Source organism: Chitinophaga sp. OAE865, assembly GCF_040546735.1.
Lineage (GTDB): Bacteria > Bacteroidota > Bacteroidia > Chitinophagales > Chitinophagaceae > Chitinophaga > Chitinophaga polysaccharea_A.
In genome coordinates, this window is sequence record NZ_JBEPOF010000001.1 from 3,624,848 (window position 1) to 3,646,553 (window position 21,706).

Annotated in this window: 18 protein-coding genes; 10 read left to right on the forward strand and 8 right to left on the reverse strand. The window is 47.1% G+C overall.

The window, feature by feature from the left end; genetic code table 11:
* Positions 1 to 52 precede the first annotated feature (52 nt).
* Both ABIE50_RS14755 and ABIE50_RS14760 read right to left on the reverse strand, forming a co-directional pair.
* Entirely contained in the window at positions 53 to 1,285 is a 1,233-nt protein-coding gene (locus tag ABIE50_RS14755; RefSeq protein WP_209860289.1) for a cation:proton antiporter, read from the reverse strand.
* Between the two features lie 106 nt (positions 1,286 to 1,391).
* Entirely contained in the window at positions 1,392 to 1,736 is a 345-nt protein-coding gene (locus ABIE50_RS14760) for a TfoX/Sxy family protein (protein WP_209860287.1), read from the reverse strand.
* 18 nt (positions 1,737 to 1,754) lie between these two features.
* On the opposite strand from ABIE50_RS14760, the gene ABIE50_RS14765 reads away from it, so the two are divergent.
* A complete protein-coding gene (locus ABIE50_RS14765; RefSeq protein WP_209860285.1) occupies positions 1,755 to 2,414 on the forward strand; it encodes a Crp/Fnr family transcriptional regulator in 660 nt (219 codons plus the stop codon).
* A 71-nt stretch (positions 2,415 to 2,485) separates the two neighbouring features.
* Positions 2,486 to 3,211 carry an SDR family oxidoreductase gene (locus tag ABIE50_RS14770; protein ID WP_209860283.1) on the forward strand — a complete coding sequence of 242 codons (726 nt, stop codon included), beginning with the start codon at positions 2,486 to 2,488 and terminating at the stop codon, positions 3,209 to 3,211.
* Here ABIE50_RS14770 and ABIE50_RS14775 read toward each other — a convergent pair.
* Positions 3,208 to 4,446: a multidrug effflux MFS transporter gene (locus ABIE50_RS14775; RefSeq protein ID WP_209860281.1), complete on the reverse strand. Its 1,239-nt coding sequence runs from the start codon at positions 4,444 to 4,446 to the stop codon at positions 3,208 to 3,210. The two genes, ABIE50_RS14770 and ABIE50_RS14775, sit on opposite strands and share 4 nt — an antisense overlap.
* Positions 4,447 to 4,548: 102 nt before the next feature.
* Positions 4,549 to 7,401 carry a triple tyrosine motif-containing protein gene (locus tag ABIE50_RS14780; protein ID WP_209860279.1) on the reverse strand — a complete coding sequence of 951 codons (2,853 nt, stop codon included), beginning with the start codon at positions 7,399 to 7,401 and terminating at the stop codon, positions 4,549 to 4,551.
* 182 nt (positions 7,402 to 7,583) lie between these two features.
* On the opposite strand from ABIE50_RS14780, the gene ABIE50_RS14785 reads away from it, so the two are divergent.
* Positions 7,584 to 9,323 carry a cellulase family glycosylhydrolase gene (locus ABIE50_RS14785; RefSeq protein WP_209860277.1) on the forward strand — a complete coding sequence of 580 codons (1,740 nt, stop codon included), beginning with the start codon at positions 7,584 to 7,586 and terminating at the stop codon, positions 9,321 to 9,323.
* Between the two features lie 177 nt (positions 9,324 to 9,500).
* Positions 9,501 to 10,718, forward strand: coding sequence for a family 16 glycosylhydrolase (locus tag ABIE50_RS14790; RefSeq protein ID WP_209860275.1), 1,218 nt, complete (start codon positions 9,501 to 9,503; stop codon positions 10,716 to 10,718).
* 58 nt (positions 10,719 to 10,776) lie between these two features.
* On the opposite strand, the gene ABIE50_RS14795 is transcribed toward ABIE50_RS14790, so the two are convergent.
* Positions 10,777 to 11,448 (reverse strand): MgtC/SapB family protein, encoded by a 672-nt coding sequence (locus tag ABIE50_RS14795; RefSeq protein WP_209860272.1) that lies wholly within the window; start codon positions 11,446 to 11,448, stop codon positions 10,777 to 10,779.
* 107 nt (positions 11,449 to 11,555) lie between these two features.
* On the opposite strand from ABIE50_RS14795, the gene ABIE50_RS14800 reads away from it, so the two are divergent.
* The 4 genes from ABIE50_RS14800 to ABIE50_RS14815 all read left to right on the forward strand — a co-directional run bounded on the left by ABIE50_RS14800 (position 11,556) and on the right by ABIE50_RS14815 (position 15,492).
* Positions 11,556 to 12,458: a BPSS1187 family protein gene (locus tag ABIE50_RS14800; RefSeq protein ID WP_209860270.1), complete on the forward strand. Its 903-nt coding sequence runs from the start codon at positions 11,556 to 11,558 to the stop codon at positions 12,456 to 12,458.
* 397 nt (positions 12,459 to 12,855) lie between these two features.
* Complete coding sequence (locus ABIE50_RS14805) at positions 12,856 to 13,566, forward strand: hypothetical protein (protein WP_354028020.1); 711 nt, start codon at positions 12,856 to 12,858, stop codon at positions 13,564 to 13,566.
* The gene (locus tag ABIE50_RS14810) at positions 13,532 to 14,296 is read left to right on the forward strand and encodes a DNA/RNA non-specific endonuclease (protein WP_354028021.1); all 765 of its coding nucleotides are present in this window, start codon (positions 13,532 to 13,534) and stop codon (positions 14,294 to 14,296) included. The genes ABIE50_RS14805 and ABIE50_RS14810 overlap by 35 nt, the downstream gene beginning before the upstream one ends.
* 386 nt (positions 14,297 to 14,682) lie before the next feature.
* On the forward strand, positions 14,683 to 15,492 hold the full coding sequence (locus ABIE50_RS14815) for a glycosyltransferase family 2 protein (RefSeq protein WP_142685177.1): 810 nt from the start codon (positions 14,683 to 14,685) through the stop codon (positions 15,490 to 15,492).
* A gap of 54 nt (positions 15,493 to 15,546) precedes the next feature.
* Here the strand turns inward: ABIE50_RS14815 and ABIE50_RS14820 are convergent, their stop codons facing one another.
* The 3 genes from ABIE50_RS14820 to ABIE50_RS14830 form a co-directional block, all read right to left on the reverse strand.
* The gene (locus tag ABIE50_RS14820) at positions 15,547 to 17,367 is read right to left on the reverse strand and encodes an ABC transporter ATP-binding protein (protein ID WP_209860266.1); all 1,821 of its coding nucleotides are present in this window, start codon (positions 17,365 to 17,367) and stop codon (positions 15,547 to 15,549) included.
* A gap of 237 nt (positions 17,368 to 17,604) precedes the next feature.
* The gene (locus ABIE50_RS14825; RefSeq protein ID WP_209860264.1) at positions 17,605 to 19,140 is read right to left on the reverse strand and encodes a sulfatase family protein; all 1,536 of its coding nucleotides are present in this window, start codon (positions 19,138 to 19,140) and stop codon (positions 17,605 to 17,607) included.
* A 40-nt stretch (positions 19,141 to 19,180) separates the two neighbouring features.
* Positions 19,181 to 19,783 (reverse strand): DUF1349 domain-containing protein, encoded by a 603-nt coding sequence (locus ABIE50_RS14830; protein ID WP_354028022.1) that lies wholly within the window; start codon positions 19,781 to 19,783, stop codon positions 19,181 to 19,183.
* Positions 19,784 to 19,903: 120 nt separating this feature from the next.
* Between ABIE50_RS14830 and ABIE50_RS14835 the strand changes: the two genes are divergently transcribed.
* Together ABIE50_RS14835 and ABIE50_RS14840 are read left to right on the forward strand one after the other, a co-directional pair.
* Positions 19,904 to 20,563 carry a PIG-L deacetylase family protein gene (locus ABIE50_RS14835; RefSeq protein WP_209860256.1) on the forward strand — a complete coding sequence of 220 codons (660 nt, stop codon included), beginning with the start codon at positions 19,904 to 19,906 and terminating at the stop codon, positions 20,561 to 20,563.
* The gene (locus ABIE50_RS14840; RefSeq protein ID WP_209860254.1) at positions 20,560 to 21,705 is read left to right on the forward strand and encodes a glycosyltransferase family 4 protein; all 1,146 of its coding nucleotides are present in this window, start codon (positions 20,560 to 20,562) and stop codon (positions 21,703 to 21,705) included. The genes ABIE50_RS14835 and ABIE50_RS14840 overlap by 4 nt, the downstream gene beginning before the upstream one ends.
* Position 21,706 lies beyond the last annotated feature (1 nt).

Here is a 21,706-nt window from a genome sequence, read left to right on the forward strand (position 1 = left end):
AAATCAGCGTAATCAGTGTAATCAGTTTAATCCTGAGTCAGACAAAACCCGCTCAGATCATCCGGTCCACCACTTTCTTCAGGGTGAGGCCCTGTACGATGATAGAGAAGAGGACTACAAAGTAGCTCGCGGAGAGGATCAGTTCTTTATACGGCGACTCCGGCAACGACAATGCCAGCGCCACGGAAATACCTCCCCGCAATCCGGCCCAAACGAGGATACCAATGCTTTTATAGTTTGTTTTCAGCGAGCGTTTTAATACAATTGCCGGAATAGTGATACTCAGCGCTCTTGCAATGAGCACAAATACAGTGGCCATCAGGCCGGTGAACCAATAATTTTTCAGGAATGGCATGATCACGATCTGCAGCCCTATCATTACAAACAAAATCGTATTCAGCAGTTCATCTATCAGGCTCCAGATGTTGTGAAAGTAATGCTGTATTTCTTCTGCATTTTTAGTACCAAGGGAGGTGTTGCCCAATATTAAACCGGCTGAAACGGCCGCCAGTGGAATAGACACATGTAACATGGCACCTAAAACAGAAATCACCATTACCATAGATAAAGACACCATAACAATAATATTGAAATCGTCTACACGTTTCATAGTCCTGTAGGCAACAATGGCGGAGATAACACCCAGCACAATACCGCCGAATACTTCCTGTGAAAACACGGCAACTGCATGCGATAGCGACACATGAGTATCGGCCTGGCCTGCTACTTCTTTAAGGATCACAAATAACAGGATGCCGGTGCCATCATTTAGCAAAGACTCTCCACCAATGATAGTTTCAAGTGCAGGCGGTACTTTTGATTTTTTTAAGATAGATAATACTGCTACAGGATCTGTGGGTGAAATGAGCGCTCCGAATAACAGGCAATATACCAGCGGCACATCTATATACAACAGCTCAGTGGCCCAGTACAGCAGGAATCCGAATATAAAAGTAGAGCCTATCACGCCCACAGTGCTCAATACCAGTACGGGATACCGTTGCGCTTTCAGCTTATTGAAATCAAAATGCAGGGCGCTGGCAAAAAGCAGGAAGCCTAACATCACATCCAGCAGGGTGCCGGTAAAGTCGATGCCATTGGTCACATCTTTGATAAAAGTAAAAGCATCAGGGAAAATTTTACCCGTCAGTGAAATCAGTAAAGATAGCAGGAGCGAAACCACTATCACACCTATGGTTCCGGGGAGCTTGATGAATCGGTTGTTGATGTAGGAAATTAATGCACTAATGGTAACTAAAGCCGTTATCAGCGTAAATGTGTTCATAAGTAATCGAATAATGCCGGTTATAAATCAGGTTCCTAAAATTGCTACAGTGGTTTTAAAGATAGAAAAAAATGCAGCAAATCAAGGACGGACCGGCATTATCAGGTTATTTTTTCCTGGAAGATTTAGCATTTACGTTAAATTCTAATGCCATTTTAATCCAGTGCTGTAGTTGTTTTTTGGTGTGTAACTCATTTTCATCTACAAAAATATATCCTTTCATTACCCGGTTGCCATGCACCATTGCTTCTGCACCGGTGGCGGATTCCAGTACCTCTCCGGATTTTTCAGGGTCAATACGGACCATTATTTTATCGGTTTTTACGCCCACGCACATTTTATCATTTACCATAAAGCAAAGGCCGCCGAACATTTGCTTTTCAATGATGTTATCGGTAGCAGCAGAAAGGATTTCACGTACACGGTCTGCGAGTAATTCATTATATGCCATTGAAATATTTTTTGGGAGATGTTAAAGATACAATTTCCTTCGCTACTGCAGGTATTGTCAGCTACTATCTATAATATTGTGAAGAAATTGCGCACTATGAACTGTATGGATACTTTTTACCGTTTTCTGCAACACCTTCATCCTATGCCGGGCGAGCACTGGCAGTTGTTATCCGATGGGTTGTGCGTACAGGAGGTAAAGGAAGGAACAGTACTGCTTGCGCAAGGGAAAATTGCGCGGGAGCTGTTCTTTATCTGTGAAGGTGTTGTACGACTGGTAAAACATACCAGTGAAGGGGAAGACATTACCATGTTTTTCCTGAAAGAGAACAGGTGTGCTACGGTGCTCGATAGTTTTTCAAAAAATATGCCGTCGGATTACACACTGGAAGCTGCCTGTGATGCCAGGGTGATCGCGTTGCACAGGGAGTACCTGCTGCGGCTATACGAAGATATCCCTTACCTGGAAGCCTTAATAAATACTATCACCCAACAGGGGCTGCTGGAAAAGATCCAGACCCGCAATGAATATATGGGCCTGGATGCTTCGCAACGCTACCGTCACTTCCTGCAAAAGGAACCGGATATCGTATCCCGCGTACCATTAAGCGCTATTGCCTCTTTTCTTGGCATTACCCGGCAATCGCTCAGCAGGATCAGGAAGAATGGCCGTTCCTGATACTTTTTACCATTTGTTAAATGAGGTCAGCTGCCGGCGTCCGAATTTTGTGTTCATAAAAAATAATATTTATGAATACGGATCTTACAGGAAAAAAAGTATTGGTTTTGGGCGGTTCGGCCGGCATTGGATTGGCTACCGCAAAGGCAGCAGCTGCGGCAGGAGCAACGGTGGTGATTGTTTCCAGTAACCAGGAGCGGATTAACAAGGCATTGACCACTTTGCCGGCCACCGCCAAAGGCTTCGCCGTGGATCTTGGCAATGAAGCAGCAGTGCGCGATTTCTTTACCACATCAGGCACTTTTGATCACCTGGTGTTTACCGCCGGCGGCGCTTTTCCTTTTGGCCAGGTGTCGGATCTTACCAGTACAGATATGCAGGCGGCTTTCGGGTTACGTTTCCTGGGAGCGTTCAACGCTGTGAAATATGGCAGTAAAAATATACTTCCCGGAGGCTCCATAGGGCTTACCACGGGCATTGCCAGCCTCCGGCCGCAAAAGGGCTGGGCAGCAGGCGCCTGTATTTGCGGAGCTATGGAAGGCTTTACCCGTGTACTGGCTATGGAACTGGCGCCTATACGTATAAACGCCGTATCACCGGGTATTGTAAAAACCGGTCTCTGGGCGGAAATGTCTGCCGCCGACCGTGAAGCCATGTATCAGCAGGCGGCCAACACGCTCCCGGTGGGCCGTGTAGGCGAACCGGAAGATATTGCGCAAACCTTTTTATATCTTATGCAGAATGGGTTCAGCACCGGGCAGGTAGTGGTGGCCGACGGCGGTGCGGTATTGGTTTAATGCGCTATGGCAGCAGCGCCTGGCGTTGCTGCTACAGCCGTTTTAATATTACGCCGGCATATCAGCAATATGAACAGTGCCAGCAACGATGTGCCGCACATGGTAATAGCCATCGGCGTTGCGGTGTGTGTATTGTATAAACTTACTACTGTAGAGGCAAGCGCTCCTATTCCCATTTGGGTAGCGCCCATCAGCGAAGAGGCGCTGCCTGCATTTTTACTGAATGGAGCCAGCGATAATGCGGAGGTATTGGGATTGATAAAGCCCAGGCAGCAGAGATATATGAACAGTAATGCGATGATACCGGGCAACGACAGGAAATTATTCCAGGCGCATATGATAAAAACAAGCCCAGTAATAGTTTGACAAACCAATGCTACCGGTACTATCTGCTGACTGCTGAACCGTTTCAACAGCAGGCTGTTCACCTGGCTGGAGCCGATCAATCCTACGGAAAGACCCGCAAAGATCCACCCATAGGCTTTATCACTGAGCTTATAAATATCCATGAATACCTGTGGCGAGGCCGATACATAAGCAAACAGGCCGGAAAAGGAAACGGCGCCAGCAAAAGTATAGGTGTAAAACTGTGGCTCGCTCACCACCTGCAGGAAGTTACTGATAATAGGACCAGGCTTTAACGACATCGACGTGTCAGGCTGGTAGCTTTCCGGCAACCAGAGCACAGTAGCCGTAAGGATCAGCGCACCCATAATACCCAATACCAGGAACACCGCGTGCCAGGTAAAGGCGCTGGTAACATAACTGCCTGCAGTAGGCGCAATCATGGGAGATGTACCCACCACCAGCATCAGCAACGCAAATACTTTTGCATTGTCTTTAACCGGGAAAAGATCGCGTACCATGGCTACAGAAGCCACCGCTGCGGCACAGCTGCCTATGGCCTGCACAAAGCGTAATACGATCAGCCCGTTCAGTGATGATACGTACATACAACCAATAGAGGAGATCACATACAGCACCAGCCCTATATACAATGGTTTCTTCCTGCCAAACCGGTCCAGCAGCGGGCCATACAGCAATTGCCCGGCGGAGATGCCGATGAAAAAACTGGAAAGCGACAGGGCCACCCTGGCAGGATCTACTCCCAGATCCTTTCCTATAGCCGGGAACCCGGGAAGATACATGTCGATGGAAAAAGGCCCTAATGCTGTAAGCGTGCCGAGGATCAGGATTAAAAAGAAGTATTTCGATTTAGAAAGTTCGCTGGTCAAAATAATATATCGTTTAAAAATCTCTCCGCAAAAGTAAGAAGAATTATCGCCCTTAGCCTGATGTGTATGTTATCTTCTCCTGATTTTACAGGGAGGCGACAACTACTCCCCGGTAATATTCGTGAGGAAATCATACAATCCTGTTTCACCGGGTATACAGAGTTTTTTGCGAAGGCGGTACCGGCTGGTTTCTACGCCTCTTACGGAAATGCCCATGGATTGCGCTATTTCCTTTGTAGTAAGATTAATACGCAGGTAAGCACAGAGCTTAAGATCCGTAGTGGTGAGATCCGGATAGCGTTTCTTCAGCGTGCGCAGGAAATTGTTGTGTACTTCATCAAAATGCTGTGCAAATTGTGCCCAGTCTTCTTCGTTATTTTCTGCTTCTTCAAATAACCGCATTACTTTTTTGAAAGAAGGAAGCACTTCGGGGTCATTGGTTTTCTTTACGCTTTGTATCAGCTCTTCCCGGATATTGGAAATCAGTTTGCCTTTCTGCACCAGGTGCATGGCAGCGGTGGCCAGCTCTTTATTTTTATGTTGTACGTCTGATTCCAGTTTTTCATTGCGCAGCTGGATCAGTTGTTTTTCATTCCTCTCCAGTTCCAGCTGGTGCTGGAAAATAAGATGCTGCTGTTCCTGTTGATGTATATCTTTCTGCGCAGCAAATTTTTTTTGCTGGCGCCGGTAAAGATACCAGATCATGCCTGCCAGTAACAGCAGGTAAACTGCTCTGGCGGCATAGGTTTGATACCAGGCAGGTAAAATGGTGAAAGAATAGCTGGCCGCCGCCGAAATATTGCCCAGGTTATCCTTTGCTTTTACGGAGAACGTATAGTCGCCATAAGGAAGATTGGTATATTCTTTTTCTGTTTTCACCGTCCAATCACCAGGCTGTTTATCAAACCCTGCCAGTTGGTAGCTGTAAGTGATATGATTGCCCTGTTCCGCAGGCGGAGCGGTGTATTCAAAATGGAAGCTGTTAAATGCGTTGGGCAATACCACCGGTTGCAGCGGCTCTGTGGTTTGATAGCCTCCATACAGGAGCGTATCTTTACGGCTGCTGGCTTTTACCTGGCCAAGCAGCACCGACAGCCCGGCATTATGACGGGAATATTTTTTATAATTGAGATGATAAATGCCTTTATCTCCGCCAAAAAAAATATTCTCTTCATTAAACGGGTAAATGAATTCGAAACCGCTTACTATTTTTCCTGTCAGCTCAGGAAACCAGGTAAGGGTTTGTTGTTTGGGATTTAATACGCCGGGCTTTTTATCCGCCACCAGCCAGATGTTGCCGCTGCTGTCTTCCGAAAGATATTGCACAGGTATATTTTTCAGCGGTGTAAATATTCCCTGGGCCGGGATAAATTGCCCGCGGCTTTCCACAAATTCATAAATACCTTTCATAGTAGCGGCTACGATCTGTTGCCGGATACGGAAAACATAGTTATTGTTGGTGGCGGGAAGCCCGTCCTTTTGGGTGAACAGCCGGTAATCCACAGCGGTATCGTTCTTCAGGGTAAACCGGTAAATCCCGCGGTAGGGGTGCGACGACCAGATGTGTTGCTGCCCGTCGGCTGCCAGGAAACGCAGCGATTCATAGAGGCCGGCCAGGTGCCGGGTAACGCTCACCCGGGAATTGTTATAGCGGATCAGGGCCAGGCCATTGTAACATCCGGTAATTATTTTGCCTGAAAGCGGCAGGTATGCCCAGCAGCCCAGGTCTTTCAGCAATGGGGTGGCCTGGTTGCCGCTGATTTCAAAGGTACCTTCCTGGTGAGCCATGAGCAGGTGGGAGCCAATCGTAGTGAGGTTCCATACCTGTCCGCGGGTATTGGCCACCGGCTGGAAGTTGCCTTTTGAATAGCTGAGATCCGTTACGGTATCCAGCGGAGTGCTGTACAACCCGTCGGACGTACCGATGTAAAGCTGCCGGTTAAATACCTTTGCGGCGTAGGTAGTAAGGGAATTATGTTTGGCCGGCAATATCTGCTTAATAGCAGTGTTGTACCGCAGCTGGTCGATGCCATTGTCCAGTGCCAGCCATATATTATGGCGGGCATCGGCAAACAGCCTGAGCACATTATTATTCTGCAGGCTTTCATCCATGCTGAATTGCTGGATCACTTTGCCGTTGTTGGTATTAATCATAAAACAACCTTTGGAGAAAGTGCCTACAGCCAGTTGACCGTTGCCCAGCGGGATGGCGCAATAGATCCTGCTGCTCCTGAAAATGGCATCCGCTTCTGTTGGCAGGGGGATCAGCTGCCGGTTAACAATGCGGAAAAGGCCGTCTTTCAGTGTGGCTACCAGCAGCGTGTCATTTTTTTCTTCCAGGAAAGCAGTGATCAATATATGTTTGGGATTAGTGCAAACGGGTTGCCAGCGGCCGTTTACCAGTTTCAGTAGGCCTTGCTGCAAATCCTGTGCATATACGCCCCCGGCGGTGCTGCCCATTATTTTCCATTCGGCGGGGGCATTGTATACCTGCATCCGCCGGTTACGCCATTCAAATATTTTATTATTGCTTTTGAAGTAAACACCGTTGTTATAAAGTGCAATGTTCCAGATGTCCGCAAATTCTGTTTGTCCTGCGGGAATATATTTTTTGAGAGAAGTATATTCCAGGACACCGTTCCTGTTGGGCAGGTAATACCCGAAATCGTCCTGCGCGCCTACATAGATCTTCCCGTCGGGCGCCACCTTCACAGCCCGCAGGCGGGTATTGTTGGGAACAGGATAGCCCTTCCAGTAGTTGCCGTTGAAAGTAAGCAACCCTTCATTGTTAGCGAAATACAGGATACCCCTCGTGTCTGTATCGATGTCCCAGGTTTGGCCATTTCCCTGGTATTGGGCTTTGCTGAAATTCACTACAGCGGGTAGTCCGATCGTATTCTGGGCTGATAATATTTTTCCGTGGAATAAAAGGGCCAGCAACAACAAATGCTTCATTTAAAAGCGTTTTACTAAATGTAAAATTTTTTTGCTGATGTAGGTAAGAAGTAATGAAGATAGATTAACAATCAATATTTTAATGTTGGTTGAAGTAGAAATGACGTAGTCCAGGAAATGAATTTTACCGGTTAAATACAGATCTTGGCTATCCTTATTTTTCTTTTTAAAGACGTATATACATGCCATCATTGCTAAAATTCCACGTTATCGTATTCAGTTTATTATCTGCCGTTATGCCCCGGGCCAACGGGCAGGGCTATCTGAAAACACGCGGGCCTCTTATTGTAAATGAAAAAAACGAAAAGGTGATCCTCCGGGGAATGGGGCTAGGCGGCTGGATGCTGCAGGAGGGATACATGTTCCGTCTCGGTAATATCGGCCAGCAATACAGGATCCGCGAAAAGATCCGGGAGCTGATAGGACCGGAAAGAACACAGGCATTTTATGACGCATGGCTTGGCAGTCATACCACCAGGAAGGATATTGATTCCATGGCCGCCTGGGGATTTAATTCCGTGCGACTGCCCATGCACTTCAATCTGTATACCCTGCCGGCAGACGAAGAGCCGGTACCGGGACAAAACACCTGGCTGGAGAAAGGGTTTGCACTTACTGATTCCCTGCTGAACTGGTGCAAGGCCAATCATATGTACCTGATCCTTGATCTGCACGCCGCACCCGGAGGCCAGGGGAACGATCTGCCTATTTCCGACAGGCACCCTGAAAAACCATCTCTCTGGGAAAGCGAAGCTAACAGGAATAAAACTATTGCCTTATGGCGCAAGCTGGCAGCGCGTTACGCCAATGAACCCTGGATAGGCGGCTATGATATCATTAATGAGCCCAACTGGGGATTTGAAGACCCGGAAGATAAAAAAGGGACAAAGGAAACAAAGAATATTCCCCTGAAACAACTTATGAAAGATATCACCAAAGCTATCCGGGAAGTGGATCAGCAGCATATTATCATTATTGAAGGCAATGGTTTCGGGAATAATTACCAGGGTATTTTACCTGCCTGGGACAGTAACATGGTGATCAGTTTTCACAAATATGGCAACTTCACACAGGTATCTTCCATCCCGAATTTCCTGGATTTGAGGGAGAAGTATAATATCCCGTTATGGCTGGGGGAATCAGGGGAAAATTCCAATAACTGGTTTACCAATACCATCGCCATGGTGGAAAGCAATAATATTGGCTGGGCATGGTGGCAGCTGAAAAAGATGGGTATCAATAACCCCCTGGAAATAAAGCTTACACCGGGGTATCAGGCCATCCTTGACTACTGGAATGGTAAAGGACCGGCGCCCTCTGCCAATGAAGCTAACCAGGCACTGATGGAATTTGTAAATAATACCCGGCTGGAAAATAATATTTATCATAAAGATGTAACAGATGCCATGTTCCGGCAGGTGAGCTCCGGTAAGGCAATTCCCTTTAAAGAACATATCATAAAAGACAGGGCTGTGATCAGGGCAGTGGACTATGACCTGGGCAGGAACCTGTTTGCCTATAACGACCTGGATACCGCCAGTTATCATTATACGCCCGGTGTAAATACGCAGGGAAACCGTGGCTATGCCTACCGTAATGATGGCGTGGATATCAGAAAGGATAATAATGAGTTTGTAGTGTTTCACATTGAAAACGGCGAATGGCTGCAATATACCGCGTGGGTGGCATCTGCCGGGAATTATACGCTTACTATAAAAATAAAGACAGAGGCAGATAGTACGTCTGCAAAGTTTAATGTCAGCAGCAACGGGAAGGCACTCGTCACAAATGTGGAAGTGCCGTCTTCCGGCGCTGGGGTGATCCTTAAAAATATCCGTTTCCCCCAGGGCGAGAACCGTATCCGTATCACATTTGTGAAGGGAGGAGCTGTATTCAGTGAAATGATCTTTGAACGGAAGTAGCATCAATTGCCTTACCCGGAGCAGAAAGGGTAAGGCAAATCACCACGAAGTATATTTGACGTAGCCCTGAATTTTGTTAGCCCGGCTACAAACGGCATATTTACTCCATAAGATAAAATCAGTTCCACGTTGATCCATTAGCCTTATTTGTTCACCTTTTTATTAATTGTAAATTCCATGAAAGAAAAACTGATCTCCATTAGCATAGGTTCCTTCCTGTTAATGGTTACCATCACCGCCTGTAAAAAAGAGGCGCAAACAACCAATAATCTGCAATCTTTGGATGCCCGGCCTGCTACTGCCGTAGCAGCGCAGGCAGCAGCAGCTTACCAGCTGATCTGGTCCGACGAATTTGACGGCAACAGTGTCAACACTTCCAAATGGTCTTTTGAAACCGGCCCCGGTGTTAACAACGAGAAGCAGTATTATCAGTCGTCCAATGCCAGTGTAAGCAACGGCAACCTGGTGATCACTGCCAGGAAGCAGTCCGTTAACGGCTGGCCGTATACCTCCGCGCGTATGAACACCGCAGGCCACTTCACTACTCAGTATGGCCGCATTGAAGCGCGCATTAAACTGGCCTCGGGGCAGGGCCTGTGGCCTGCATTCTGGATGCTGGGCAATAACATTGGTACAGCTGGCTGGCCAAAATGTGGGGAAATTGATATTATGGAGCAGGTAAATACCAGCAGTACTATTTATGGCACTATCCACTGGGACGCCGGCGGCCATGTTTCCTATGGCGGCACTTCCAGCACTACTATTACGGATTACCACGTATATGCGGTAGAGTGGGACGCCAGCTCCATCCGCTGGTACCTTGATGGCAACCAGTATGCAACGGCCAATATCCAGAACAATATCAACAGCACGGAAGAATTTCACAACCAGTTTTTTATTATCCTCAACATGGCAGTGGGAGGTGATTTCCCCGGGCAAACGATCGATGAAAGTAAACTGCCCGCTAATATGTATGTAGACTATGTAAGAGTGTACTCCATTACCAACAACGGTGGTGGAGCGCCCATTGGCAGCACTATCACCCTTAAAGGATTTAACAATGCCTATGTAAGCAGCGAGAACGGTACCCAGGCTATGACCTGCAACCGTGCTACTGCGCAGGCCTGGGAGCAGTTTACCGTGGAAGACGCCGGGGCCGGCAAAGTAGCGCTGAAAAGCCAGGGCAAATATGTGTCTTCGGAGAACGGCGTTAACCCGATTACGTGTAACCGTACCAGTGTGGGCGACTGGGAGAAATTTGACTGGATCGTGAATACAGATGGCAGTATTTCGCTCAGGGGCAATAACGGCCGGTATGTGTCCTGCGAAAACGGCACGCAGCCTATGACCTGTAACCGCACCACCGTTTCCGGCTGGGAAGCATTTCACTACTGATTGATAAAGGTTGATGGATCCCGCCGGCTGTATTTACGGCCGGCTTTCTTTTATAAGGCTAACTGTTCCAGGACACTTCTTTTACGCCGGCATCTGCCTGTATATCGGCGATCAGCTTTCCTACAATGGCTCTATCCATGCTTCTGAAACGGATAGTGATAAAGAAGAAGTTGTCTGTTTGCTCAATGTTGCAGGAGGTAATGCTCAGAGCAGTGTTTTGGAACAGTTTATCAGTTATTTCGATAGATTTACTCCGTTCAAACGTAATGATGCGGATTGTTTTCTGTTCAAACCGGTTGAGGAATCTTTTCTCCACCGGTTGTAGCAGCCACAGGATAACAATGGCAATAGCTGTAGCAATAAAGGCAGCGAAATACATCCCTCCGCCGGTAGCGAGGCCAATGGCAGCCACCGTCCATAAGCCTGCTGCAGTGGTGAGCCCGCGCACTACGCCTTCTTTCAAAAAAAGAATAGTGCCTGCGCCGATGAACCCGATACCGCTGATCACCTGTGCAGCTACCCTGGAGGGATCCAGTACAACGTTCGGATGGCCCAGGATATCGGAAAAGCCGTAAGCAGAAACCATCATGGTTAATGCAGCGCCTACCGAAACCATCATATGTGTTCTTAAGCCCGCTGCCCAATCCTTCCGTTCCCTTTCCAAACCTATGATGCCGCCAAAAACCGCTGCCAGCAATAATCGTATTAATATTTCCGTCCAGGGTATCATACTACTAATTTACAGAATAAATTTTCTTTCATTCCGGTTTACGTATAGCCGTACTGTTAAAGAAGATCAAAATTTGTATCTTAACACCCACTCATTAATATCTACATATGCACAAGATAAAACACCACGTACTTGTTTTAAGCGCGCTGCTTTCTTCCGCTGTAAGCCAGGCCCAGGTGAAGTTCCGGGCTGTAACGCCAGGAGAAACCCAGGAGGGGCTGAGAATGGTGCACACGCCACATCTGGCCGCAGAACCTGCTGCAGGAAATAACCGTCATCAGCTGTTGGTGATGATCCCTGGCACCAATGGAAAGGCAGCTGATTTCCGGACAATCGACAGCTGTTTTGCTGCAATGGGCTATTATGTTATAACCCCTGATTATATAAATACGGTGATAACAACGGCCTGTTCCAAAAGCGAAGACAGTACCTGTTTTGATCATTTTCGCCAGGAAATTATGTTTGGTACAGCCGTGAGTGATAAGGTAGAAGTGGATTCTGCCAACAGCTTAGTGAACCGGGTTACAAAGCTGCTGGTATACCTGGCCGCACAGGATAAAGGCTGGCGTGAATTTGTGCACAACGGAAAGGTGCAGTGGGATAAGGTTATTGCCGCAGGTCACTCGCAGGGAGCGGGGCATGCAGCGTATTTCGGGAAACAGTTCCGCTTGCGTGGCGTACTGATGTTCTCCGGTCCGCAGGATTACCTGCAGTATTTTAATGCTCCTGCTCACTGGCAGCGGGAGCGGGGCCGTACGCCGGCGAACAGGTATTATGCCTTCCTGCATACAAAGGATCCATTTAATTACCAGTACCAGGTGGCAGATGTAAGTGCGGTAAGCCACCAGGCGGGAACCGATACCACCATGGTGCAACCGGGAATGCCGGTACGTCCCGGAAAAAGTATCCTTGTAACGGATATAGACCGGAAAGATAAACACGGATCAACATTGGGCACGGAGTTTACAGCTGTGTGGAAATATATGATCAGCAGCGCCACAGCGCATTAAAAATAAAGGCCGGTTCTGCACTGAGAACCGGTTTCTTTTTTATCCTACTCAACACACTTCACTGCAGGAATTGTTCCTGGCATGCTTCCGTTTCCCTGAAAGCGGGCCTCCCACATTGCAGGCGTTGATATATTCAGCCTGTTCTTCCCAATATCAGGCGTGTGAGCAATTCATAAAGTTTTTCGGGGCACTATAACTCCGGCGGCTATACGCCGTAGCCGGGATATTTGAAAACGGTTGTTTGCCTCACACCGGCCCAATAACGGAGTAACCTGCATGAAACAAAAGGTCAGTGTATTATTCCAACCCTTTTATTAAACGTTGTTAAAAAACAGGGGAAACCGGAAATCTTCTCTGTTGTTTATTCTTTATCTTCGCCACCGTTCGTTACCATTCTATGTCAAAGAAGAAGAGGAAAAAAAAGAAGCAGCAAAAGGGATCCAGCAGTTTAGCCTTCATCGTTATATTGATCATCGCTGCATTTGCGGTGACCACCTGTTCCCGAAAAATCACCGGAGACAAACCAACGTCTCCTGCGAAAAAATCATCTCACAAAAAAAATACTACAACCCGCACCGGTATATTTTTACTGGCAGAAGATTTTGAGTCTGGTTCCAAAACAAATTACAACAGTGGCGACGTGGAATTATCCAGCGGTACCTGGAAGTTTAAGGATGCCGTAACCGGCAACCTGGAGGAGGATCATAAAACCGGTATGCAGGCATTGCGTATCCGTGGTAATGGTATGGCCGGGATGAAATTCGATATTCCGGTAAAGGGAACGGTAACGGTTACACTAAGGTACGCCGGTTACGGAGCGGATAAAGCTGGCACCTGGGAACTATGGGCATCGGTGAACCACGGACAAAGCTATTTTCGTGCAGGTGATCCCGTTAGTGTTACCTCCGGTGTGCTTAAAACAGCCACATTTACCGCAAAGAGTACAGGTATCATCCGTTTTGATATTCGTAAAACAGATGCCGGCAACAGCCGTATCAACTTTGATGTATTCAGGGTAACCGCCGGGGGAAAGGTAATACCGGCAAAACCGGAGGGAAAGCCTGCCGGCGGTGATGATGACAAATATGCTGCTGGGCAACCCCAGTAATGCCGGTGAGTCGCTGGTAATGGCCAATAATTACCTGATGGATAAGGGGTATTACGTGCTGTCTTATAACCGCGACAAGGGCGCGCCCAACTGGGTTTCCTGGCACCTATCGCGTAAGGATCTCGGGAAAATGTCCAGGGCCAATGATTTCCGGCCCGATGCCGATATTCCCGGCAGCTGGTACCAGGTATCCCAAACCAGCTATATGGGCAGCGGCTTCGACAGGGGGCATAATTGTCCTTCCGGGGACCGCACCGCGACCCGTGCAGCCAATGAATCCACTTTCCTCATGACCAATATGATTCCCCAGGCGCCCAACCATAACCAGCACTTATGGAAGAACCTGGAAGAATACACCCGTGAACTGGTAATGAAGGGCAACGAGGTGTACGTGATCATGGGAAGCTATGGGAGCGGGGGCACCGGCAGCAGGGGGCTGGCCAGAACAATAGATGGCCGTAAAGTGACGGTACCGGATCATATATGGAAAATACTGGTGGTTTTACCAGAGGGAAACAACGACTTGCAGCGTATTAATAAGAACACGCGTATCATTGCTGTGAACACACCAAACAAAAATAATGTTAATATAAGGTGGAGCGCATACCTGACATCCGTGGAGGAGATAGAGAAAGCCACCCGTTATAGGTTGCTGGATAAAATACCACAGGTCGTACGACAGGAACTGGTAAAAAAAATAGATAACGGACAGCAGGCAATGTATCCATAAAAAAAATATTATGTCGTTATGGCAATTAAATTATAAATTGCATTTAATTATTATGTTTTTGTAGTTTGTAAACTGATTATCCGGAAAAAGTCATGATAAGTTCCTATAAAAACCAGATTGGCACAATTTTATTGAAAGTACTGCAGCAATTGTAACTTATTGAAGCTTTGGATCGTTATTATAATTACAAAGCTAGCTTAAAGTATAAATGGCCGATTATTAATGGAGAAGAACCTACACTTTTCTTGATTATATGCACATATAACAAGAAATACTGTGCACACAACGAAAGGGAATGGAGTAAAATAATTAGGGATAAAATGGCGTTATACTTGAGAAGCTTAACAATATGAGCTTTTTAAACATTAATTTTATATCTAACTAATATGGGTGAAAGAGTGTCGGTGGCCTTACTTGTAACTACATACAACTGGCCGGAAGCATTGAAGCTGGTGCTGGATAGCGTACTGGTGCAAACCGTCCTCCCCGATGAAGTCATTATAGCAGATGATGGCTCCGGAGAGGCTACCAGGGAGGTTGTTGAAGCATTCAGACGAAAAACCACTATCCCGGTAAAACATTTCTGGCACCCGGACGAGGGTTTCCGCAAAACGATCATCATCAACCAGGCTATTACCGGTACCTCTTCAGACTATATCATCCAGATTGATGGCGACATTGTGATGCATGAGCTTTTCATCAGGGACCATATCAGCGAGGCGGAAAAAGGATATTTTATCCGTGGCAGCCGGGTGTTACTGCAGGAGGAGATTACCAGGAAATACCTCAACAACGGGCAGTTTGAACGGGTATCATCTTTCAGTAAAAATGTAAGGAACCGGATCAACTCGCTTCGTATCCCTTTCCTGGCACCTTTACTGATAAAAAAGAGCCAGCGTTCCCGGAACTGGATCGGGTGTAACTGTGCTTTCTGGAGAGCCGATTTTCTGAAAGTGAATGGTTATAACAACGAACTTAAGGGCTGGGGACATGAAGATATTGAACTGGCGGCACGTTTTATTAACTCGGGGCTCTATCAGAAAAAAGTGAAGTTAAAAGCGGTGTGCTATCATTTACATCATCCTTTTAACTCCCGTGTACATGAGAACATCAACTACAGGGTTTACCTGGATACTTTACATCATGGAATTGCCTATTGTTCCAACGGGTACAGGCACCATTTAACAACGGAGTAACTAAACTAACTTAAGAAGATATAAGAAAAGGCCACCGTCAGGTGGCCTTTTTATTTAGTTACCAAACGTCTGCATTTCAATGAGCCGTTTATAAATGCCGTTGTGTTCAAGCAGTTGCTGATGGGTACCCTGTTCGGCCACCCGGCCATTGTCAAGTACAATAATGATATCCGCATTCTGAATGGTGCTGAGGCGGTGGGCAATAACCAGGGAAGTACGGTTCTTCATCAGGTTGTTGAGCGCGTCCTGCACCATTTTCTCTGATTCTGTGTCCAGCGCGGAGGTGGCTTCGTCCAGCAGCATCAGGGGCGGATTGGAAAGCACAGCACGGGCAATACAGATACGCTGCCTTTGCCCGCCGGAAAGCTTGGAGCCCTTATCCCCGATATTAGTGTCGTAGCCGTTTTCTGTTTTAGTGATAAATTCGTGCGCATTGGCAATCCTGGCCGCAGCTTCCACTTCTTCTATAGTGGCAGAGGGCTTGGCAAAGGCAATATTGTTGAAGATGGTATCATTGAAAAGGATGGACTCCTGGTTTACCACACCCATTAATGCCCTTAAAGATTCCATAGTAACGGACTTCAGGTTTTTGCCATCTATCAGGATGCTACCCGATTGGGGGTCCATAAAACGGGGGATCAGGTCCATCAGCGTGGATTTACCACCGCCCGACGGGCCTACCAGCGCCACTGTGGAGCCTTTGGGTATGCTGATGGTAATATTATCCAGCACCTTCTTCTCGCCGTAGGCGAAAGAAACTCCTTCAAAACGGATCTCCTCTGTAAAACCGTTTAATGTAATGGCATCCGGCGCATTGGTAATAGCAGGTTGCTGATCGATCAATTCCAGTACCCTGTCGCCCGCCGCGATCCCTGAATGAATATTACTGAATGCGGTGGAAATAGCTTTTGCCGGGCGCATGATCTGGGAGAAGAGGGCGATATATACCACAAAGGTGGATCCGTCCATATTTCCCTGGTTATTGATAATAAGAGACCCGCCATAAAACACGATACCCGCCACCATCAATACCCCAAGTGTTTCAGAAACGGGTGAGGCCAGCTGTTGCCTTTTAGCCATAGATCGCGCTATTTTGGAATAGCGGCGGTTTTGCTCATCAAAACGGCCGGTGATAAATCCCACTGCATTAAAAGCTTTTACGATACGGATGCCATTCAGCGCCTCGTCAAGATAACTGATCATCATGCCATAGGTTTGATGGGAGGCAGTTGCCTGTTCTTTCAGCCTTTTCACGATCCGGGATATAATTAAACCGGCTACCGGAATAACCAGCATGGATACCAGCGTTAATTTATAGGAGATGAGGAACAGGATCACCAGGAAAGAGATCAGCTGGGCCGGTTCTTTGAATAACACCTGTAAAGTGCCGGTTACAGTGTATTGTACCACCTGCACGTCGGAAGCGATCTTGGAAATGATATCTCCCTTTCTTTCATTGCTGAAATAGCCCAGGTGCAGGTTCATTACATTGTTGAATACTGTTTTACGCAGGTTCAGTAAGGTTTGTATACGCAGGCTTTCCATAGTGCGGTCCGCGAAATAGCGGAACAGGTTGCCCAGTAAAACAGAGGCAGCGATACAGGCGCAAACAAATTCCAGGCTTTTGATCTTACCATACTGACTGGCAACCGAGGTGGTATAATGCTTAAAAACCTTAAAGATATCAAAATAGTTGTCCGGCATGGGAGCTACTGTCTCGTGCAGATCCTTGTTAAACAACGTTTCCAGCAAAGGCGCCAGCAACGCAAGATTCAGTGTGCTGAATATTACAGACAACAGGGTGCAGATGATATAGGGTATGGCGAATTTATTAATAGGTTTGGCAAACGATAAAAGTCGGAAGTATGTCTTCATATTTAATTATAATCGTATAATGATTAAGACGTGCATAAAAAAAACCGCATCGTTGCTGATGCGGTTCCTTAAGTTTTTAATTCCCTTTTTATCAATAACTTAAAGAATATTTTTCAGATGCACATTCAAGCCCGCAGATCATCAGTAAAAACTGCAATCAGGGCTCAAAAATAGCCCTTTTGGCTTAATTGTCAAAAGATTTGATAGCCGCACCGGCGGGGGAGCGGCTACCTTTAATTATTGTTGTGCCAGGATTTTCAGTGCTTCCGTGTCTTTGTATTGTACCATCAATTGTTTCAGGTGGGCTTTTAAGGTATCAGTGAGCTTTTCATAGCCTTTCCGGCCATAGAGATTATTTACCTCATGCGGATCCTGCTTTAGGTCGTACAGTTCCCAGCTATTGGACTCGCCGTAGAAGCGGACCAATGTATATTGTTCTGTACGGATACCGAAGTGAGGGTATACATGATGTGGCTCGGGGAATTCGTAGTAATGATAATATGCTTCTTTTCTCCAGGAAACATTTTTACTATCCGCTTTCAGCAGCGGTAAAAAGGAGGTGCCTTGTATATCGGCAGGCGCCTTTACGCCGGCGATATGGAGGAAGGTGGGGGCCCAGTCGATGTTGAGCATCAGCTGATCGATAGAAGTGCCGGGCTTCACTACGCCAGGGTATTTAATGATAAAAGGCGTACGCAATGATTCCTCATAAATAAAACGCTTATCGAACCAGCCATGTTCCCCCATGTAGAAGCCCTGGTCGGAAGCATACACCACTACGGTATTTTTTGAGAGGCCTGATTTATCCAGGTAATCCAGCAGCTGGCCGATGTTCCTGTCGAGCGATTTTGCGGTGGCCAGATAGTCTTTCAGGTAACGCTGGTATTTCCATTCCACCAGGGCATCGCCTGAGAGCTTTTGCTTATCAAATTCTTTGCTGATCTTATTCTCGTAATAATCGATGTAGGCCTTTCTCTGTTCCGGTGTAAAGCGGCCATAGATCCCTTTTTCGTAATTAGCATGTACCTTCAGGTCTTCTTTCAGGCGCATGGTTTTATCGATGGTCATATCCTGGTTCTGTGCGGCCAGGCGGTTTTTATAGTCGTCTTTAAATGTTTCCGGAAGGGGAAATGTTTTATCATCATATGCGCCGAGATCCTGTATATCCGGCAGCCATTCGCGGTGTGTGGCCTTTTCGCCTACCACCAGGAAAAAAGGTTTGGTGGTATCCCGTTTTTCTATCCAGTTAACAGAAAGGTTGGTGATGATATTGGTAACATATCCTTCAATGCGGCTGGTATCATTAGGCCCGATGATATCCGGGTTGTAATATTGGCCCTGGCTGTTGAGGATACGCCAGTAGTCGAACCCCTTTGGCAGGTTACCCAGGTGCCACTTCCCGATCCATGCTGTCTGGTAGCCGTTCTGCTGCAGAAGGGCAGGGAACAGTTGCTGTTCCACGTCGAACTTTTTCTCATTCAACGTATAGCCGTTAATGTGACTGTACTTACCGGTAAGCAGGGTAGCCCTGCTGGGACCGCAAATGGAGTTGGTGACCAGCGCGTTTTTGAAAACAGCACCCTGTCGGGCGATGCGGTCGATGTTAGGTGTTTGTACCAGTTTGCTGCCATAGGCGCTGATAGCCTGGTAAGCATGGTCATCTGAGAAGATGAATATGATGTTGGGTCGCTGCGTTTGTGCGTAGCTGTTAGCGGTGAAGAGGAGTAGCGCTCCACAGATTTTTCTAAGATAGTTTGCGGAAAAAATTTTCATGTTCAGTGTTTTATCTGTTTACCTATTGCCGCCCTCCGCATCACTTCTCCGCCACCACCTTAAAATCCTCGAACACCACATCAAACGGCAGCTTCCCCGGCGCTGCCGCCACTGGTCCTATCTGCACTTTACCGCCAGGAGGAAAATATGCCAGCCGCAGCATATCAAATTTCTTATTATCAAATGAGTATTCAATCTGCACATAATCCCCTTTACGCAATAATTTCAACCACATGCTTTTGGGGCTGTCGTGCCGCGGTACTACAGACCAATCGGATACTTCACGTGTAACCACGGCGCTTACATTCTGCACGCCGTCTACATATTCTATCCCTGTTTTAATCCAGTTTTTGGCATCCTTGCGGATCATCAGGCCGGCCTGGTGAAACAGCTCTTTATACTGACCGGAAATTTTTACGGTAGCCGTAAAATCACCTTCCTGTTCCTGGTAATAAAAAGGACCGTTATCACGGATGAAGCCATAATGTGTTACCTGCCAGTAATCGGTACCGGGGTCAACGGTCACATTGATCTGGTTGTGGTTTGCCGACCATTTCTGAGGAGCGTTATACCATTGCATTGTTTGTGCTTTTAATCCCATACTTGCTGCTATGAAAGCAGATAATGCTACAATTCTTTTCATAATGTTCCCGTAAAAATTTTATGTAAGATGATAAATATTCCCCGTAATAAGTAATTTTTAGTGATGGGCAGCTGCCCGGGATTTGTTAACTTTAAGAACCCTCATTAACCTGTTATGAATATGCGTGAAGAAAACCCACACACCAGCAAAAGAAAATCCGTTGCCGTTATAGTAGCCCATCCGGACGATGAAACTTTATGGGCGGGAGGCACCATTCTGTTTCATCCGCAGTGGAACTGGACCATCATCAGCCTGTGCCGGGCGGCTGATCAGGACAGAGCCCCTAAATTTTTTAAGGCATTACAATTGTATGGAGCACAGGGAGTAATGGGGGATATGGATGATGGTCCGGAACAAACACCTTTGCCGGATGAAGTAGTGGAAAACCAGGTGCTTGCTTTATTGCCTGTACAACATTACGACCTGGTGATTACCCATCACCCGCAGGGGGAATATACCCGGCATCTCCGCCATGAAGAAGTAAGCGCCGCCGTTATCCGCTTATGGCAACAAGGCCGTATCAGTGCCGGGGAGCTTTGGGTGTTTGCTTATGAAGACGGGTTGAAGTCCTATTTTCCCGAGGCAGTGCCTGAAGCTACCATTTATCATGTGCTGGATAAAGATATCTGGCAAAGGAAATATGAGGTGATCACCCAAACGTATGGATTTAAGACCGATAGCTGGGAAGCCGCTACAACGCCGCAGGCGGAATCGTTCTGGTGTTTTAATAGCAGCGGGGAAGCCCACCAGTGGCTAAATAATTTACCGGTTGAGTTATGAAAGTGCTTTTATTGTTTGATTATCCGCCAGCACCCGGGGGACTGGCAACACAGGGAAACTTATTGTACCAGGGTTTGCTGGAAGCAGGTGTGAATGCCCTGGCAGTACATTACGATTCACCATTGGAAAAGGAATGGTATTACAGCTGGTTTAAGCCGGATGTAGTAGTAGGGGTAGGTTACTGGGGATATTGCCCGCAGCTGGTGCTGCATCCGCAGCGTTTTGGCGTACAGCCGGTACCGTGGCTGGTGGCCGATGGGTATATTGCCAACTACCACGATGTGTTAAACCAGCTGCCGCTGATCCTGGTTACCTCACAGTGGGTTAAGGAAATGTATATAAGGGACGGTATCAATGGCGATAAGATTGCCGTATTGCCGGTAGGCTGTAATACCAACAGGTTTATACCAATGTCTCAGCAACATCCAAGGGTGAAAGCCATCCGTGAATCAATGGGCGTTGCGCCGGATGAGCTGATGCTTCTTACTATTGGCGGGGACGCCTGCTCAAAAGGCGCGAGGGAAGTGATGTATGCGTTATCACAGTTAGGCGGCGAAGTGCCGGATAACTGGAAGTATATCTGCAAAGTATGGCCCCAGGAACGCAGCAACAAACAAAATAAAGCCGACCTGGAACTGGCAGATGAACTGGGACTGATTGATAAGGTAAAATATGTTACCAGTATCGTTTCACGGGAACAGATGCCTTACCTCATCAACGCCTGCGATATTTATGTGGCGCCTTCACGCCTGGAAGGCTTCGGGATGCCCCAGGTAGAAGCAGGCGCCTGCGAAAAACCGGTGATCGGCATCCGCGCCATGGGTATGCTTGATACGCTGGTACACGGTGAAACCGCTTTGCTGGCAGGTGTGGCAGAAGAAATCGTAACCAGCGAAGTAATAGTCGGTAAAGAATCCGGTTTTGATACCAGTCAGAAGGTGGTATTTTCCACGCCACGCACGGTAGACTACAGGGCAGATGTAAATGATATCAGGCAATACCTGCAGCGGTTAATGACAGATGCCGCCTACAGGGAACAATTGGGTAAAGCAGCACGTAAAAGAGTAACCGCAAATTTTGACTACCGGGTGATAGCAAGGCAGTTTATCCAGTTGATGCATGAAAAACTTAATATCCGTTAAA